The organism is Patescibacteria group bacterium (assembly GCA_038064855.1).
In the GTDB taxonomy this organism is placed as follows: domain Bacteria; phylum Patescibacteriota; class Minisyncoccia; order Ryanbacterales; family GWA2-47-10b; genus SICQ01.
The window spans coordinates 31,128-46,098 of record JBBTSE010000004.1; the positions used below are offsets into that span (position 1 = coordinate 31,128).

Consider the following 14,971-nt stretch of genomic DNA (forward strand, 5'->3'; position numbering starts at 1 on the left):
TTTGTTTATCTATATACCGTAGGTATAGCGCGATGCCAAAAGAAATCCGGCGATCAAGAAAAGAGCAAAGAGGACACGAGCACTTTTATGTGTAGCGCGCGGCAGTATGATGCCTCGCAACTCTTCTAATGCCCACGGAGCGAGGAGCCAACCAAATGTCAGCGCCATAAAATAGTGATACATAAAAAATGGCCTACCGATAGCAAAAAACGGTACAAAACTTATCATATATCCTACAAGCGCGAAAAGTGCGGGGGCAGGCAGACGCCCCGAGACAAGCATAGTGCATGCAAAAACGACGCTGATAAACACCGTACCCCACCCGGCAAAGTTTGGACTAAGGGCTATGGCCCGCTCACCTCTACCCCACATACCCACCATCCCTTGCCCCAACGGCCACTCCCACGGCCGCGATGAGTGTGGATGCTCGTCTACCGTATAATTTGCCTGATACATAATCTCAGTGTAGCGGGGTAGAAAGGTTATCGTCTCGCCAATGCTCCATGGCGCCGGGTACGCGAGCGCGGGTACCGCGTCAAACGAAAATCGATCGGCAAGAAACCCACCTGAAAACTGCCCGAAGAATATAAAAAATACTGCGATATACACCGCCACCGCGCCAACGCCCAGCACCCCGATATCTTTGTATTTTTTGTGCCACAGAGAAGCGAGTATCACCGTACCCAAAAACGCCAGACCAATCCATTTGATAGAAAACGCGGCGCCAAAAAAAATACTAGCGAGTATGAGTTTGGCGAGGCCACCCCTACGCTCATACCAAAGATATGTCATGATACCCGCCATGCCAAAAGTCACGAGCATCATGTCAGGCAAAAGAGTGCGTGAGTACACAATGAGTGCGTTATCGAGCGCGATACCAAGCCCCGCGATAACTGCAAAAGATCTATCCGCCCATAAAAGCCGTGCTGATATAAATACCAACACAGCCAACAGCGAGCCAAAAATAATATTTACGAACCGTAGAGCGGCGAATGGAAAATCTCCAAACGGGACGCCCGTGCCACGAAATATCTTATAGTCAAAAGAAAAGTTGCGCGCGACGCTCGCCATAATAATATTTGGCAGCGGCGGGTGGAGTTCAAAGTACGGCCTATCGTAAATTATATTGGAGATATAGGTCGCGTAAATACCTTCGTCGAGCACCGTGCTGTCAGGATACCAAAAGAATGGCGCGCGCAACAAAAACGCTACGAAAAAAATAAGCGCGCCCAAAAGTACATCTCGATTTTTCATCATAATCGTTCTGACTGTGCCGCGGGTGGGATTCGAACCCACAAGCCCTTTCGGGCCAAGGATTTTAAGTCCTCTGCGTAAACCGTTCCGCCACCGCGGCAAGACACTTGTGCGGTCATGGGGAGTCGAACCCCAATCTCGTCCTTGGCAAGGACGCATAATAGCCACTATACGATGACCGCAAATATGTTTTCAATCATAGCGCGCAAACAGGTGAAACTCAAGAGTTTGTGCTGAGGGGGAGAGTTGAACTCCCACGGGATTTCTCCCACCAGCTCCTAAGGCTGGCGCGTCTGCCAATTTCGCCACCTCAGCAAGGAACGCCTGGAGGCGTGGGCGGGAATCGAACCCGCGTATAAGGGTTTTGCAGACCCTTGCCTTACCACTTGGCTACCACGCCGCTACCGCACACTAAATCGTATCGCGGGAGTATACTTGTTGTCGAGCTTTTGACGCACGAAATGTGTCGCTTCATTTTCCCGTGTTTTGAGCTCTTCGGCAACCCCATCGCGAGCCTCATCGGGAAAAACGCTAACCGAAATAGCGGCCCGCGAAGAAGTTTCATTGAGATCAACGAACTGCACTGAAACAAACACGCCGGGCGCAAACGAACATTCGCGCAAAAAGAATTCGGAAAGCGCTTCTTGCAAAAATGCGGTAAGCCTTTCTCTACGCCTCTCGTTCATAGTAAAACGCCAAGATGTCGCGTTCATCGATAGCGCGTGACGACTGCACCATCAAACCGCCCTCCTCGCCTGAACGCAGAGCTGTCGCGGCTATTTTATTTCTCTGCAGACTTATGATGCGCCCCTTCCCTACAACCTCACCCTGACGAATGATTTCGAACTGCGCGTCAGCCGGTACAATACCGTCTTTCGCGCGTCCACCAATAATACGGCCGGCGGGTAGGTTGGCAAAAACTTTGAGTACCAAAAGCTTGCCGTGATCTTCGCGCGTAATCTTTTTGGGCGCAAGTTTTTTGAGCTCTTCGCGTATCCAATCAACCGCCTCATAGATCACTTCAAATGATCTGATAGACACATGAAAGCGTTCGGCGATATCCAATATCGGCCCGCGCATACGCACATGAAAACCCACAACAAATGGGATCTTTGCCGCGGATACATTTTTGATTTCACTCTCAGTCACCTCGCCTACCCCGCCGTCAAAGAATTTTACCGGTAAATCCGCGGGCACGATCGTGCGAAGTTCTTCGGTGAGCGCCTCGTATGATCCGGCAACATCGGCTTTTACTAAAATACCAATATCGGCAGGTGCGTTATCGCGGGCGGCGGGTTTTGCAATTGCTGCGCGCGCCACCTCAAGATCATCCTTTGAAGAAAAGCTGATCGCCTCTGATCCAATCTCAGGCACCCTATCAAACCCAACAATGCGCGCGGGGCTCGACGGTCCTGCGCTCTCGATTGGTTTACCAAAACCGTCTTCCAAAATACGCACGGGAGCTGACGCACTACCTGCCAGCACAAAATCTCCTTTTCTTATCTGACCATCGCGCACGATAATCACGGCGGCGGGTCCCCGACGCGGATCGAGATGTGATTCGATCACAATACCTCGAAGCGGCAGTGATGTGTCGCCATGCAATTCTTCAAGATCGGTGAGCAAAAAAATAGTCTCAAGCAATTCATCGATGCCCTTGCCTTCTTTTGCCGATACCGGCACACAAGGCACGCTCCCTCCCCACCCTTCTACCAACACATCGATCTCTGCAAGACTTGCTTTTGCGCGATCAATATCCGCAGTTGCCTTATCAATTTTATTGAGTGCTACGATAAAAGGAATGTTGGCCTTTTTGACTGCCTCGAGCGCCTCTTTGGTTTGCGGTTTTACACCATCGTCAGCTGCCACCACCAACACCGCGACATCAGCAACACGCGCCCCGCGTACGCGCATTTTAGAAAATATTTCGTGACCTGGAGTGTCGAGAAATGTCACGCGTTTGTCATGCCATAGAATCTCTGAGGCGCCCAAATGCTGTGTGATCCCTCCTGATTCTTTACCTACGATATTTGTCTTGCGAATATAGTCGAGGAGCGTTGTCTTGCCATGATCAATGTGCCCCAAAATAACCACAATGGGGTGGCGCGATGTCGATACCTTGTTGTCGGTTATGTGTGACATAAAGTTGTCTGCGAGTGTAGTTCATATCCTCTAAGCACCCTGAATTGCGCGTGCCAGTGCGTCAGTCTCCTCCCCTGAGAGTTGGTAGTGAGATACTCCTTCCTTAATGGGTTTGGCATACACAAGTGGTTGGCCACGCGTATACAAGCTTGAGAACACCACGCCATTGTTTTTGCCGTCGAGGAGTGCGATGACAAAACTTTGATCGCCTCCCGTATCAGAAAACGGGTTAAACCTAACCATGGAAACTTTCTGTATACTGCCCAAAAAATCTTGCGCGAGTGTGCTGTGCGCGTCACCAAGCTGACGCAGTACCCCTTCTGTCTCCTCAATGCGGCCTGCATGCTCTACCACGAGCGCCTCGAGCGTTTTGGGATCGCCTTCCCCAAAGATTTTCTGAAACTTTTTTTCGAGGTAAAAAAGTCGCGCTATACACGCGACAAGCATCACACCCAAAACTGCAAGCGCTATCTGCATACTGGCTCTAAATTACCAGTTCGTCGGGCTCCTGTAAAGCGATTATAGCAAAATAAGCAAGAATCGCCGAGATAAGTGTGATCAAGCGAGATACGGTCACATACCAGTCAGTAACAACGCCCGTCTCATCAAGAAACCCCGTAATACCAAGCAAGACAAATGAGCTATTTGCTAAAAGTGCGAAGCGCCGAGCCAAAGGATCAACTTCATGCGCACGAAACGCTTTGAAAAGGCCATATATCGATGCGGCAAAGAGTGGGATAAAGAGCATAGTAAAAATAAAGGTAGTCGTATCGCTGGTGATAATCTGACTCGCGAAAAAACTATCGGGACGAATATCAATTGGAAAGAGAACGAGTGACACCAAAAACGCCGTATACCCAAGCCCGTAGAGAACATGAATGAGCGTCGCCGAAAGGTTGGGAAACAATGCTTGACGAAAGTACTGCGCGACAACTACTAGCGAAAACCCGACAAAAAACTGCATGATATAAATGATAACCGTGGCGAGATCTTTGCGTTCGATGTAGCCAAAAAAATCAGCGCCAGCGAGCAAGTACCATACGACTCCCATCATGTACCAAAAGAGTGCGTAGGAAAGAAACTCTTTTCGCTCATGGCGTGGATTGATACGATAGCGCGCAAGAAATACCATAACACTAAACGAACCGATAGCGATCGATACGAGCACACTAAACAAAATACCGACGAGCATACGATTAGTATATCACGCCTCCGGCGGTTTTTGATCTGTGGGCGACTTTGGTTTTCTTCCAAGCCATTCCATAACTCTGTCTTTTGCCGCAAGTCGAATACCCAAGAGCTCGAGTCCCACAAACGCGAGCCACGCGCCGGGAGTAAGCGGTGTCACGAGAGCTAAAAGCCCAATGATGATGAGTACAACGCCGAGCACCTTTTTGCTAGTCTGTTTGACCATAGTTTTTACTATACTACCTCTCGTACGAGAAACAATACTTTGCGGAGGAGGTGAGATTCGAACTCACGATACGGTTTCCCGTATACCGCTTTTCGAGAGCGGCGCTTTCAACCACTCAGCCACTCCTCCATACATCCTCCCTTTTCATTATCAGCGAACACGGGTATCATAGAGGGAACACTGTTATGAATCAAGTACGCTTTCTCAAAAGTTTCTTCAAAGACCGCAATATCGCCGCCGTTGCCGAAACATCCCAGCCAACTATCCGTAAAATCCTCAGTAGAATAGATTTCAGCAAAGATTTGACGGTCGTTGAATACGGGCCTGGCACTGGTGTCTGTTCTTTTGCTGTCCTCAAAAAACTCTCGCCCAATTCACGATTTATCGGCATCGAGGCAAATGCTGATTTTGCCCGCCACCTGCGCGCTCATAAAGATCCTCGCCTTACTATCGTAGAGGGCGATGCGCGCGACATAAAAACCATACTCAAGAGCCTGGGCCTTTCGGGCGCGGATATCGTCCTCTCGAGTATTCCCTTTACCTTTTTTCCCCCAGCCACACGCAGAGAGCTTGTAGCGAGCACCGCGTCGGTCATCAACCCAGGAGGTTCGTTTATCGTCTACCAGTACTCTCCCCTCATGAAAGGATACCTACAAGAAGTCTTCCCTGAGGTACACCTCGCCTTCTCACCTATCAATATCCCAAGTGTCTTTATCATGGAGGCTCGGAAGACGGCGTAGTGGGCTGATCAGACTCAACACAAAAAACCGCCTTCCGGCGGTTTTTTGATTATATGTTATCAGATGAATAATTTGAGATTGACCTTTCTCTATACTAACTAACGCGTCTGACCCCCAAAAAGTTACTACGCATCTGACGGGTAACACGCATCGCATCGCGCACTACAAGCCAACCTGCAGCTGCCGCACCTACCGCAAAGAGTTTGATCATATATTCAGTTTGTATCATCATATCAGCCCAATACCACAAGGTATTCGCCAACGGTCTGCCAGTCGAACGCTCCATGGCGTTACGGAAAAACTCGCCAAATGACATATAGCTTTGTACAGCGGTTATGACAAACACGAGGGTTGCTACCTCAAGCGCCAAAATGGGTAGGACACGGCGCGCAAACCAAATACCATACACACGACCCATAGTGCGCCGCATGATGCGGCGTGCGTGAAGATCCGTTGTCATATGATGTGAGTGGTCCATAGTAGTTATGCCGATACGGCAAATTCTTTCATCATCCGCTTTGCTCGGAACAGGCGCATCTTAAGTGTTGAGAGCGATACATTCTCTTCGCGCGCGATATCAGCGTATGATTTGTCTTCTATATAGTAAGCCTCGACGACACGGCGTAAATCTACCGGCAACTGATCAAGTATTTTTTCTGCTGTCATTTTTTGGTCAAGTACACTCGAAAGTATTTCTTCTACTCCAAGATTTTCGTAGTGCTCGGGCTCCAACAGCGTAAATCGTTCGCGTTCACGCTTGAGCTTGCGGTAGTGAGAGATTGCCTTGTTGATCACGACACGATACGCCCAACTTTTAAAGCTGGCCCCTTCCTGTTTTTTAAACTTTGTCGCGTTACGATAGATGTCGCAAAACGCCTCTTGCACGATATCTTCGGCTTCTTGCGGATTGCGTACAACACCGTATGCGACCCGCAAAAAAGGCCGCTGATATTTCTCGACAAGCAAAGAAAACTGTTCTGGATCATCGAGTGACGCGGTGAGTATGTCTTCGTCGTATTGTACTGTTTCGTTCATGAAAATATGCTTATTCCTCTATAGTATAGAACGACCTGCCCAAAAAGAAAGTCACTCAGCTTAAAACCCTTATGGTAAGTCCTTTTTTCGCTCATCGGACACGATTGTGCCATCGACCAAGGTTATAATGCGTCCAGCGAACGCCGCGTACTCGGGTTCGTGGGTCACCATGATAATCGTCTGATTACTCTTTGTATGAAGATCACGAAACGCCTCCATCACGCGTATACCGTTGGCAGAGTCGAGGTTTGCCGTCGGCTCATCAGCAAAAAGAATCTGTGGCTCGTGTGCGATAGCGCGCGCGATACTCACCCGCTGCTGTTGACCGCCTGAGAGCTGACTTGGCACATTGTGTTTTTTATCGACCATACCGATGCGTTCGAGCGCAAGCGACGCTTTTACATACGACTCTTGCATCGTGTGCCCCTGCATAATAATAGGCAACGCAACATTTTCGAGAGCAGTCAGTTCGGGCAAGAGCGCGTAGTCTTGAAATACATATCCGAGTTTGCCGAGGCGTATATCGGTTTTTTCTTGCATTGAAAGCTCGCCTGTACGAATACCATCAAGAGTGACCTCGCCTGAAGTCGGCTCATCAAGAAGTGAGAGTTGATACAAGAGCGTCGATTTACCCGAACCCGAGGGTCCGATGATCGCTACAAACTCGCCCGCCTTGACTTCAAAGGTAAGACTCTTGAGTACGACAAGCTCAAGTTCTCCCGATCCATATGTTTTTACCAGTTTTTCTATTTTGATCATGGTTACCTACCTAAAATAGAATCAAGCGTGTTTCTGCGCACAATGATTTTTGCGGGAATATAACCCGCGATCAGTGTCACCGCAAGTAAAATGGCGATGCGGATAGCGGCGCCCTCTGCTGTCGCTACTAAAATGCCGTCTGAAAAAGGAAAATCAATTGGATAAATATCAAAATAGGGTTTCAAAATACCAAAAGTGAGAATGACACCGATAGCTGATCCTACCACCCCATAAAAGAGCGCTTGGAAGATATAGGAAAACTGAATCGCCTGTGGACTAATACCGATGCCCTTCATGATGCCGATAAATTTTCGTTTGGTGACCGCATTGATAAAGATCACGATAAAAACCGTGATAGACGCTACGATAAGCGCGACTGACGAGAGCGCGTTTCCCAAGATACGAAAGGTCGTCTCGATATCGCGCAAAAACGAAGGGATCGCCTCATCGGTCGTCTGGATGCGCGCGGCATGTCCCTCCATAAATACTTTTGTCTCTGCTACCAATGTAGTGGCGTACTCATAATCGGTTTTAACGGCGATCGCCTGTACTTGCTCTTTGTTTACCGGCAAGAGTTTTTTAAGCTCGCGATCCGTGATAAAAGCGCGCGTTGAAATCTCATCTACTTTACTCTTTACAATGCCTTTGATGATAAACTCTTTGCTCACGACTCCACCGCCTTCACGCGAAAAACTCACACGCACACGATTCCCAATATCAACATCTTCAAGAAGTGACAGACCAGGGATGTTTGCGTCGGCAAATGACGAATATTTTTTGATCATATTGGCGCCGAGCAATACCTGTCCTTCATCGCCCTCTTCGAGAGGTTCGCCGTATTTCAGAAATCGCGAGAAACCCGTGATAACCTCCTCTCTGTCAGGATCGATGCCAGTGAGCGTGATACCGATGCGATTGGGCTTTTCATTTTTCCCGGGCAGGTCGGTAAGCGAACCCAGCATCTGTACGCCCACTGAATAGCGTGGGGAGATCGCGCTCACCTTCGGATGACTTTCGAGAAACGCGATAAGCGCGGGAGAGTTCTCAATATAATCACGCCCATCAGCTGATGTAATAAGCACTTCGCCCGAGTACGCTTCGCGAAATTGCTTAAATGAACCTGAAATCAGACCTACTAACAACCCTGAGACAACCACGAGGTTGAGAAAGGTTAAAACCATAATAAAAGTGATGAGTATGGTAGTCCCCTTGCCCGAGCGCTTGAGCTGTCTCGAGGCAAGAAAGAAACCCACACGCATCGAAAGAAACATATTATTGTGAGATGATCGTATCGCCTTCGGAAAGACCGCCGGCAACTTCAGAAAAACTATCAGAACCACGAAGGCCGAGGGAAACTTCTACTTCTGTAGCATTGTCGGGTTTTGAGCCAACCTTAACAAAGCGTTTTCCGTCGCGCGATGTAACAAATCTCTGTGGAATTGCTAGCACCCCGGCGTTGCGCTTGCTTTCGATCTCAATACTCGCTGTCATACCTGATCTGATGCGATCATCTTTTTGCGCAAATTGTAATTCGATTTTATAAGTAGAAACACTGTCGATGATAGTTTCGGCAGGATCGATGCGCACCACGCGCGCCTCAAACGGATTTTCACTACCGTAGGCATCGAGCACCACACGCGCAGACTGCCCGAGCGAAACCTTCGCGATATCAGCCTCGGGAATACTCGCCTCAATCTCAAAGTCAGAAGCGCTGATGAGTGAAATAAGGCTCGTGCCCGCGCTCACAAATTCGCCCGCGTCAGCATCTTGTCTTGCAACAACACCCGAGATAGGTGCGATGATAACGGTTTTAGCAAGTTGCGCGCGGATATTGTCAGCGGCCGCTTTGGCACGCTCTACCTCTGCCTCACCACTCAATAGTTCTTCAGCAGTACTGCCAGCTTTCTTTACTAAAAGTTCGCGTTCGGAAACCACTAACGCGGTTTCGGCGGATCGCAATTTTTCTTCTGCTGTCGATAGATTTGAAATCGCCGCGTTCACATTCGTACGCGCGGTAACAATATCAACCTTAAATCCGTCGAGTGTCACCTGAGAAAGACTGCTACTGGAAGATAAACTATTTATGAACCGAGCCGCATTGCTCAATACCCCACTTATCACACCGAGACTATCTTTAACAAATTGGATAAACGAAGAATCGTTCGCGTCAAGAGTTTGTGTACGCCAATCTGCTAGCACAAGACCAGCTGCGTACCGACCCAATTCAAGATCGATTTGTAATTGTAAATTTGCGTTAGTATACGCGAGTTTGGGATCGGCACTGTGTGGATTGGAAAAAAGCTGATCTATACGGCCACTCACCGCATCGTCTGCCTTGGTATACGCATCGGCAAGAACATTATGAAGATTAATACGGGCGTTTGCTACTAACGCCTTTGCGCTTGCTACTTTTGATTCATACAGTGCAATATCTTCCGTGCGCGTACCGCGTTTGAGTTCGGAAAGTTTTGCCTCACTTGATTTTACATTTGCTTCCGCTTCACGAACTTGAGCGGCAAGATCGCCTGCAGAGAGTGTGGCAAGGCGCTTACCTACTACTACTTTGTCCCCCACTGCTACATATGAGGCGGCGACGCGGCCACCCACTCCAAAGCCAAGATCAACAGTACTTGCCGGCTTTACCTGTCCTGATACATTTACTTTTTGAACAACATCTCGCTTTGTTACAACAAAAGTCTCGGCACCACCGTTGCCGTTACCTCGAAAAACAAAAAAGATGATAAGCACCAACAGTATGGCGCCGCCTATAATCCACTTGGTTCTGCGTGGGAGTTGTTTAAGGAATTGTTTAAATCGTGCAATCATTGTTCTTTATGCTAACGCATATTGTCTTTTTTCAAAAGACCTGACAAGCGAAAACTGATATACGCCAAAAGGGCAAGTTGCACAATGGGCGTGAGGCCGACATCAAGACACGGGAGTGTCGGCATCCATGATGAATAATTCCAGCGCAGGGTTGCGAGTGCAAAAAGTTCAAGTCCTATCGCAAATGAGAGAAGACCGCCGATAGTCACATCGAGGCGACCTCGAAATGGCTTGACCCAAAGATAAAGCGCTCCGGCAACCAAAGTGACGAACGCATCAAAAAAAGCTGCTTTCACTAATATAAGCTCGGTGATAGTACCGCCCTGATAGTGTATATAGAGATACGAGTGCACATTTTCCCATATAAGGTTAAGGAGAAATGCGACGATGAAGACAATGGCGAGTTGTTTTGTACGAGAATGCATTGAGTCTACTTATACCATTTTTTATATAAATAGTCAATCTGTTGTGGACCTATGGAGAATCGAACTCCAACCTCATCCATGCCATGGATGCGTTCTGCCACTGAACTATAGGCCCAATCCATTTTCCTTATATATGTAAATCACTCTACACAAAAACTGCGGATAAAAAAAGGCGGCCGAGCGTATGCTAGGCCGCGATCCGTGCGGAGATAGAAGCGATGAACTTCTGCTCGAGTATGAGAGCTGCCCGTTCGAGTTCTTCTTGTATGCGCTCGTATCCGAGCGAGGTACAAAGAAGCTTGAAATTAAACCCGAGACGAAAGTAGCGTGTCGCCGCCGGATTTGGACTCTCGACGAGCGTGTCCTTTGTCGCCAAAGACCGGTAGATGAGTGTCGCCACCTCGAGACACAAAAGTGGCAAGAGATGAGCTCTCTTGGCCTCTTGCTCGCGCGCCTCCATGAACTCGAGTGCGTCGGCGATCGCCTTATCAGCAATCTTCTGAAGATGCTCTTCAGGTACTGGGAAAAATTTCATGTACTCCTCCTCTGCGTACATTCGTAGCACGAAAAATTGCTCTTCTCAATAATAGTGTCCCCGGCAGGAATCGAACCTACATCCACTCCTTAGGACGGAGTTGTTCTGTCCATTGAACTACGGAGACTGTTTGTTGCTTCTTTATAGCACGCTCTTTTGATATAGTGAAAGCAATGACCCATGAAGATGAAGTGGTACGCGCGGTAGAAAAAATTTTACCATCCGTCGTATCGATCACTATTTCCAAGCATGTAGATTTTGTAAATCGCATGCTGCCACTCGATGGTATTGCTGCCGATCTTCCTAAAGACGCTGACGGCAATATCCGCCTTGGTGGTGGTTCGGGCTTTATTATTTCCAATGATGGCTTGGTACTCACTAACAAGCATGTAATTATGGATCCTGACGCGCAGTACGCGATCTTTGATCAAAGTGGCGCGCGCAGTGATGTGCAAATTCTTGCGCGTGATCCTATCCATGATATTGCTATCCTCAAAATGACGCCTCCGGCAAATTTTGCTACAGCATCACTCGGTAAATCGCAAAATCTTCGCTTGGGCCAGACAGTTATCGCCATCGGCAATGCACTTGGTGAGTTTCAAAGCTCGGTATCAACTGGTGTCGTATCTGGGCTCTCTCGGCTCATTACAGCCGTCAGCGATATGTCAGGGCATCATGAGCGCCTTCGTGGTCTCATCCAGACTGATGCTGCCATCAACCCTGGTAATTCGGGCGGCCCACTCATCAATCTTCATGGTGAAGTCATCGGCATCAACGCTGCCGTCATCTTTGGCGCGCAAAATATCGGCTTTGCGATTCCTATCGAAAAGGCGGCGCGTGATCTAGGTGATATACAAAAATACGGACGCATCCGTAGACCATTCTTGGGTGTGCGGTATCTGCTTGCTAATACAGCTTTGCAAAAACAATTTGGCCTTCCGGTAAACTACGGTGCTTTTGTGGTGCGTGAGATGATCCCGGGTGATCACGCTATCATCCCCGGCAGTCCTGCAGACATTGCGGGGGTTAAAGAGGGTGATATCATCCTTGCCTGCAACGGTAAATCAATCAATGAGAAAACTTCGCTCGAAGATATGCTCGAAAATACCAACCCCGGTGACACGCTCACCTTCTCGGTTTTACGCGGTACTGAAAAACTCACTATTCCGATAGAGCTCAAAGAACGCGCTCAGGTCAAACCCGAGAGTCTCGGAAAATAATCTCGCGCAACACTACACCGCGCGTTTGAGGCACGATACATATCGTGCCTTCTTTTATTTGTATATCACACTTGTCACTATCCCCCACTAGTTCGTATTTGCCGCTATCATTGAATGCCAAGTACCCTGCAACCGGCTCGCCTGCGTACTCGATCTCATCGGCGCGCACAATCCATGACCCGTGGAGATAGGGGGTATGTATTTCTTTTTTGGCGTCAGTATCGATATAAGTGGCCACGCTATCGCGCGCGAAACCCTTGGGGTTTCCTATAAACCCGTAGCGATACCCAAGATGTAATCTCTCCCCCTTTGTATCATCCATAGATCTAAAGTATACCGGCGACTCCATGCAACATCACGCCAACGCCGTACGCGATGCTAGCCGCAAATCCTCCGATGAGGAACATCTCGAGGCCCGAGAGAAAAAATGATCGTTTGGTGATGAGTGCGCGCAATGCGCCAAGTATAAATAAAACTACTCCGGTCGATATAATCGAATACAAAAAGATGTGCGTAATACTTGAAAATACCAAAAACGGCAAGACGGGTAGTAGCCCGGCGACTACAAAAGCAATAAAGGTGAGTAAAGACCTTGCAAGGATAGGCCCACGCTCATGATTTGATACTCCAAACTCCTCATGCATCAGGAGATCGACAAAAAACGCTTTATTTTTGAGCATCAAGTGAGAAAGTGACCGAGCATCGCCATCGGCATATCCTTCTTCGCGCAAAAGCTTCGTCATCTCCTCGCGTTCAGTATCAGGGTCTTGAGTAACTTCAATATTCTCATCACGATATTCCCTCTCTACTACATCGCGCTCAGATTTTGACCCGAGATAATTTGACGCTGCCATCGAAAAACCATCGGCAAGCACATTGGCAACGCCGAGTATGATAATGGTTGTACGCGGATCAGTAATGTTGGCGCCCGCTACCCCCGCGATAATAGCGAAGGTGGTGATAACGCCGTCATTGGCACCATACACAATGTCTTTGATATAGCGCCCGCCAGCTTTCATTTATTTGATACCTAATATTTCCCGAAGCCTGCGTTCGTCAAACCCGACGATGAGCGTACCATCAACCTCGATGACTGGCACCCCCATCTGCCCAGTACGCTTTATCATCTCATCGCGCTTGATTACATCAGTCATCACATTGTATTCACTATAGGGAATATTATGCTTTTGAAACATGTCTTTTGCCTTACGGCAGTAGACGCAGGAAGGCGTCGTATAGATTCCAACTTTCTTCATATGCGCCCAGTATACACGACCTGCTCGTTCTGCAAAAACGGTACGCGCATGCTACGATACCCGCATGCATCGCTTTCAAAACTACACCAAACCGTGGATAAAAAAAGAAACACCCTTTGAGAAAGAAGTACGAGTAAAGGAGATTTTCCGCCGACTCAAGAAAGAGTATCCAAGGGCCACTATCGCGCTCACCTACAAGACAAACTTTGAACTTATGGTAGCCGTCATCCTATCGGCCCAGTGCACCGACAAAAAAGTAAACGAGATCACGCCAGCACTTTTCAAAAAATATCCGTCCGTACGCGCATTTGCGCGAGCAAATATCATAGAGCTTGAAGATCTTATTCATTCGTCGGGCTTTTACCACAACAAAGCAAAAAGCATTATCGGTGCTGCCAAAAAAATCGAGAGTGATTTTGAAGGCAAGGTACCTCGCACCATGAAAGAGATTCTCACCATACCCGGCATCGCGCGTAAAAGTGCCAATGTGATTTTGGGCAACGCATACGGTGTTGTCGATGGCATCGCCGTCGATACTCATGTGGGGCGTATCTCTCAGCGTTGGGCACTCACTGAATCTGAGAACCCCGTAAAAATCGAGCAAGACCTTATGGAGCTCTTACCAAAAAAAGAATGGTTTGGGGCTACTTATCGGATCATTGATCACGGGCGCGCTATCTGTAAAGCCCAACGACCCCAATGCGCACGCTGCCCACTCAAAGATATCTGCCCATCTTCTGTTGTATAAAAAAGACCCTGCCGCATAGTGCTGCGGCAGGGTTCGAGTTAGCCCCTTTTATGGGGATGCTAGAAGTAACATTTTCTCCGCGTACCGTACTCGACAACCTCCACTCGGATCATTTCCTTGACCCCAAATTTCCGTGCAGGCGCAAGTCTCGGCATCCAAACATCAACACGGTGTTTGTACCGTTCGTTCATGCAGTCTTCGACTACGAAGATTTCGGGACCGAAAAGATCTGGTAAGCGAAGTTGTGTACCGAGCGGAAACTTGTTTGACGCGACGATACCCCATCGTACACGCTGGCCCGTTGCGGTAATAAACGGTGTACTATCGGTCTCACGCGCGCGTGATGTATACGCGCTGACCTCTAGGTTATGCACGCGCACAGGTGTACGCGCGTCAAAATCACGATCCCTTTGTCGGGAATCTGGTTCGTATGCAACTCTCCTCGAAGACGATGTGTGCCAGGAGATGTTCTCCATCGATGATGCGGGATATCCAACGAGCGATGTGATCGGCTGGATCTGATGGGGAATTTCTTCTAGCTGCGAGAGTTGGTACGCTTCTACGGTAGACGCTCCAAGAAAGAGCGTCAGCAGCAGAATTGCTACCATATATGTTTC

At 48.5% G+C, this 14,971-nt stretch carries 20 protein-coding genes and 7 tRNA genes; 3 read left to right on the forward strand and 24 right to left on the reverse strand.

Annotated elements, in window-relative coordinates; translation table 11 throughout:
• Nucleotides 1–9 precede the first annotated feature (9 nt).
• The 11 genes from AAB417_01435 to AAB417_01485 all read right to left on the reverse strand — a co-directional run bounded on the left by AAB417_01435 (nucleotide 10) and on the right by AAB417_01485 (nucleotide 4,939).
• Nucleotides 10–1,257, reverse strand: a complete 1,248-nt coding sequence (locus AAB417_01435) for a phospholipid carrier-dependent glycosyltransferase (GenBank protein ID MEK7630678.1) — start codon at nucleotides 1,255–1,257, stop codon at nucleotides 10–12.
• A gap of 14 nt (nucleotides 1,258–1,271) precedes the next feature.
• Nucleotides 1,272–1,354, reverse strand: a tRNA-Leu gene (locus tag AAB417_01440).
• 10 nt (nucleotides 1,355–1,364) lie between these two features.
• Nucleotides 1,365–1,436: transfer RNA gene (locus tag AAB417_01445), tRNA-Gly, on the reverse strand.
• A gap of 49 nt (nucleotides 1,437–1,485) precedes the next feature.
• Nucleotides 1,486–1,569: transfer RNA gene (locus tag AAB417_01450), tRNA-Leu, on the reverse strand.
• Between the two features lie 10 nt (nucleotides 1,570–1,579).
• A tRNA-Cys gene (locus AAB417_01455) sits at nucleotides 1,580–1,654 on the reverse strand.
• 1 nt (nucleotide 1,655) lies between these two features.
• On the reverse strand, nucleotides 1,656–1,940 hold the full coding sequence (locus AAB417_01460) for a ribosome-binding factor A (protein MEK7630679.1): 285 nt from the start codon (nucleotides 1,938–1,940) through the stop codon (nucleotides 1,656–1,658).
• Nucleotides 1,924–3,396 carry a translation initiation factor IF-2 gene (gene infB, locus AAB417_01465; GenBank protein MEK7630680.1) on the reverse strand — a complete coding sequence of 491 codons (1,473 nt, stop codon included), beginning with the start codon at nucleotides 3,394–3,396 and terminating at the stop codon, nucleotides 1,924–1,926. The genes AAB417_01460 and infB overlap by 17 nt, the downstream gene beginning before the upstream one ends.
• A 30-nt stretch (nucleotides 3,397–3,426) precedes the next feature.
• Nucleotides 3,427–3,873, reverse strand: coding sequence for a DUF4446 family protein (locus AAB417_01470; protein MEK7630681.1), 447 nt, complete (start codon nucleotides 3,871–3,873; stop codon nucleotides 3,427–3,429).
• Between the two features lie 7 nt (nucleotides 3,874–3,880).
• Complete coding sequence (locus AAB417_01475) at nucleotides 3,881–4,588, reverse strand: hypothetical protein (GenBank protein MEK7630682.1); 708 nt, start codon at nucleotides 4,586–4,588, stop codon at nucleotides 3,881–3,883.
• Nucleotides 4,589–4,600: 12 nt separating this feature from the next.
• Nucleotides 4,601–4,810, reverse strand: a complete 210-nt coding sequence (locus tag AAB417_01480; GenBank protein ID MEK7630683.1) for a PGPGW domain-containing protein — start codon at nucleotides 4,808–4,810, stop codon at nucleotides 4,601–4,603.
• A gap of 42 nt (nucleotides 4,811–4,852) precedes the next feature.
• Nucleotides 4,853–4,939: transfer RNA gene (locus AAB417_01485), tRNA-Ser, on the reverse strand.
• Nucleotides 4,940–4,995: 56 nt separating this feature from the next.
• Here AAB417_01485 and AAB417_01490 point away from each other — a divergent pair.
• Nucleotides 4,996–5,550 (forward strand): rRNA adenine N-6-methyltransferase family protein, encoded by a 555-nt coding sequence (locus AAB417_01490; protein MEK7630684.1) that lies wholly within the window; start codon nucleotides 4,996–4,998, stop codon nucleotides 5,548–5,550.
• Between the two features lie 94 nt (nucleotides 5,551–5,644).
• Here AAB417_01490 and AAB417_01495 read toward each other — a convergent pair whose 3' ends face one another.
• The 9 genes from AAB417_01495 to AAB417_01535 all read right to left on the reverse strand — a co-directional run bounded on the left by AAB417_01495 (nucleotide 5,645) and on the right by AAB417_01535 (nucleotide 11,257).
• Nucleotides 5,645–6,010 carry a hypothetical protein gene (locus AAB417_01495; protein ID MEK7630685.1) on the reverse strand — a complete coding sequence of 122 codons (366 nt, stop codon included), beginning with the start codon at nucleotides 6,008–6,010 and terminating at the stop codon, nucleotides 5,645–5,647.
• 23 nt (nucleotides 6,011–6,033) lie between these two features.
• Nucleotides 6,034–6,585 carry an RNA polymerase sigma factor gene (locus AAB417_01500; protein MEK7630686.1) on the reverse strand — a complete coding sequence of 184 codons (552 nt, stop codon included), beginning with the start codon at nucleotides 6,583–6,585 and terminating at the stop codon, nucleotides 6,034–6,036.
• A gap of 69 nt (nucleotides 6,586–6,654) precedes the next feature.
• Entirely contained in the window at nucleotides 6,655–7,344 is a 690-nt protein-coding gene (locus AAB417_01505; protein ID MEK7630687.1) for an ABC transporter ATP-binding protein, read from the reverse strand.
• 2 nt (nucleotides 7,345–7,346) lie between these two features.
• Nucleotides 7,347–8,615 (reverse strand): FtsX-like permease family protein, encoded by a 1,269-nt coding sequence (locus AAB417_01510; GenBank protein ID MEK7630688.1) that lies wholly within the window; start codon nucleotides 8,613–8,615, stop codon nucleotides 7,347–7,349.
• Between the two features lies 1 nt (nucleotide 8,616).
• Nucleotides 8,617–10,170 carry an efflux RND transporter periplasmic adaptor subunit gene (locus tag AAB417_01515; GenBank protein ID MEK7630689.1) on the reverse strand — a complete coding sequence of 518 codons (1,554 nt, stop codon included), beginning with the start codon at nucleotides 10,168–10,170 and terminating at the stop codon, nucleotides 8,617–8,619.
• Nucleotides 10,171–10,181: 11 nt separating this feature from the next.
• Nucleotides 10,182–10,595, reverse strand: coding sequence for a hypothetical protein (locus tag AAB417_01520; protein ID MEK7630690.1), 414 nt, complete (start codon nucleotides 10,593–10,595; stop codon nucleotides 10,182–10,184).
• A 44-nt stretch (nucleotides 10,596–10,639) separates the two neighbouring features.
• Nucleotides 10,640–10,710: transfer RNA gene (locus AAB417_01525), tRNA-Ala, on the reverse strand.
• Between the two features lie 72 nt (nucleotides 10,711–10,782).
• Entirely contained in the window at nucleotides 10,783–11,130 is a 348-nt protein-coding gene (locus AAB417_01530; protein MEK7630691.1) for a hypothetical protein, read from the reverse strand.
• A gap of 55 nt (nucleotides 11,131–11,185) precedes the next feature.
• Nucleotides 11,186–11,257 (reverse strand) — tRNA-Arg (locus tag AAB417_01535).
• A 46-nt stretch (nucleotides 11,258–11,303) separates the two neighbouring features.
• Between AAB417_01535 and AAB417_01540 the strand changes: the two genes are divergently transcribed.
• Nucleotides 11,304–12,350 (forward strand): trypsin-like peptidase domain-containing protein, encoded by a 1,047-nt coding sequence (locus AAB417_01540; protein ID MEK7630692.1) that lies wholly within the window; start codon nucleotides 11,304–11,306, stop codon nucleotides 12,348–12,350.
• On the opposite strand, the gene AAB417_01545 is transcribed toward AAB417_01540, so the two are convergent.
• The 3 genes from AAB417_01545 to AAB417_01555 are packed head-to-tail and all read right to left on the reverse strand — an operon-like array spanning nucleotide 12,325 to nucleotide 13,606.
• Complete coding sequence (locus AAB417_01545) at nucleotides 12,325–12,672, reverse strand: hypothetical protein (protein ID MEK7630693.1); 348 nt, start codon at nucleotides 12,670–12,672, stop codon at nucleotides 12,325–12,327. The genes AAB417_01540 and AAB417_01545 overlap by 26 nt on opposite strands.
• 4 nt (nucleotides 12,673–12,676) lie before the next feature.
• Entirely contained in the window at nucleotides 12,677–13,369 is a 693-nt protein-coding gene (locus AAB417_01550; GenBank protein MEK7630694.1) for a VIT1/CCC1 transporter family protein, read from the reverse strand.
• Nucleotides 13,370–13,606: a glutaredoxin domain-containing protein gene (locus AAB417_01555; GenBank protein MEK7630695.1), complete on the reverse strand. Its 237-nt coding sequence runs from the start codon at nucleotides 13,604–13,606 to the stop codon at nucleotides 13,370–13,372.
• Nucleotides 13,607–13,670: 64 nt separating this feature from the next.
• On the opposite strand from AAB417_01555, the gene nth reads away from it, so the two are divergent.
• Entirely contained in the window at nucleotides 13,671–14,354 is a 684-nt protein-coding gene (gene nth, locus AAB417_01560) for an endonuclease III (protein MEK7630696.1), read from the forward strand.
• Between the two features lie 59 nt (nucleotides 14,355–14,413).
• Here the strand turns inward: nth and AAB417_01565 are convergent, their stop codons facing one another.
• Complete coding sequence (locus tag AAB417_01565) at nucleotides 14,414–14,962, reverse strand: hypothetical protein (protein ID MEK7630697.1); 549 nt, start codon at nucleotides 14,960–14,962, stop codon at nucleotides 14,414–14,416.
• Nucleotides 14,963–14,971 lie beyond the last annotated feature (9 nt).

Coding starts and splice junctions, on each gene's coding strand:
- AAB417_01435 (MEK7630678.1), bottom strand. CDS start 1,257: ATGATGAAAAATCGAGATGTACTTTTGGGCGCGCTTATTTTTTTCGTA.
- AAB417_01460 (MEK7630679.1), bottom strand. CDS start 1,940: ATGAACGAGAGGCGTAGAGAAAGGCTTACCGCATTTTTGCAAGAAGCG.
- infB (MEK7630680.1), bottom strand. CDS start 3,396: ATGTCACACATAACCGACAACAAGGTATCGACATCGCGCCACCCCATT.
- AAB417_01470 (MEK7630681.1), bottom strand. CDS start 3,873: ATGCAGATAGCGCTTGCAGTTTTGGGTGTGATGCTTGTCGCGTGTATA.
- AAB417_01475 (MEK7630682.1), bottom strand. CDS start 4,588: ATGCTCGTCGGTATTTTGTTTAGTGTGCTCGTATCGATCGCTATCGGT.
- AAB417_01480 (MEK7630683.1), bottom strand. CDS start 4,810: ATGGTCAAACAGACTAGCAAAAAGGTGCTCGGCGTTGTACTCATCATC.
- AAB417_01490 (MEK7630684.1), top strand. CDS start 4,996: ATGAATCAAGTACGCTTTCTCAAAAGTTTCTTCAAAGACCGCAATATC.
- AAB417_01495 (MEK7630685.1), bottom strand. CDS start 6,010: ATGACAACGGATCTTCACGCACGCCGCATCATGCGGCGCACTATGGGT.
- AAB417_01500 (MEK7630686.1), bottom strand. CDS start 6,585: ATGAACGAAACAGTACAATACGACGAAGACATACTCACCGCGTCACTC.
- AAB417_01505 (MEK7630687.1), bottom strand. CDS start 7,344: ATGATCAAAATAGAAAAACTGGTAAAAACATATGGATCGGGAGAACTT.
- AAB417_01510 (MEK7630688.1), bottom strand. CDS start 8,615: ATGTTTCTTTCGATGCGTGTGGGTTTCTTTCTTGCCTCGAGACAGCTC.
- AAB417_01515 (MEK7630689.1), bottom strand. CDS start 10,170: ATGATTGCACGATTTAAACAATTCCTTAAACAACTCCCACGCAGAACC.
- AAB417_01520 (MEK7630690.1), bottom strand. CDS start 10,595: ATGCATTCTCGTACAAAACAACTCGCCATTGTCTTCATCGTCGCATTT.
- AAB417_01530 (MEK7630691.1), bottom strand. CDS start 11,130: ATGAAATTTTTCCCAGTACCTGAAGAGCATCTTCAGAAGATTGCTGAT.
- AAB417_01540 (MEK7630692.1), top strand. CDS start 11,304: ATGACCCATGAAGATGAAGTGGTACGCGCGGTAGAAAAAATTTTACCA.
- AAB417_01545 (MEK7630693.1), bottom strand. CDS start 12,672: ATGGATGATACAAAGGGGGAGAGATTACATCTTGGGTATCGCTACGGG.
- AAB417_01550 (MEK7630694.1), bottom strand. CDS start 13,369: ATGAAAGCTGGCGGGCGCTATATCAAAGACATTGTGTATGGTGCCAAT.
- AAB417_01555 (MEK7630695.1), bottom strand. CDS start 13,606: ATGAAGAAAGTTGGAATCTATACGACGCCTTCCTGCGTCTACTGCCGT.
- nth (MEK7630696.1), top strand. CDS start 13,671: ATGCATCGCTTTCAAAACTACACCAAACCGTGGATAAAAAAAGAAACA.
- AAB417_01565 (MEK7630697.1), bottom strand. CDS start 14,962: ATGGTAGCAATTCTGCTGCTGACGCTCTTTCTTGGAGCGTCTACCGTA.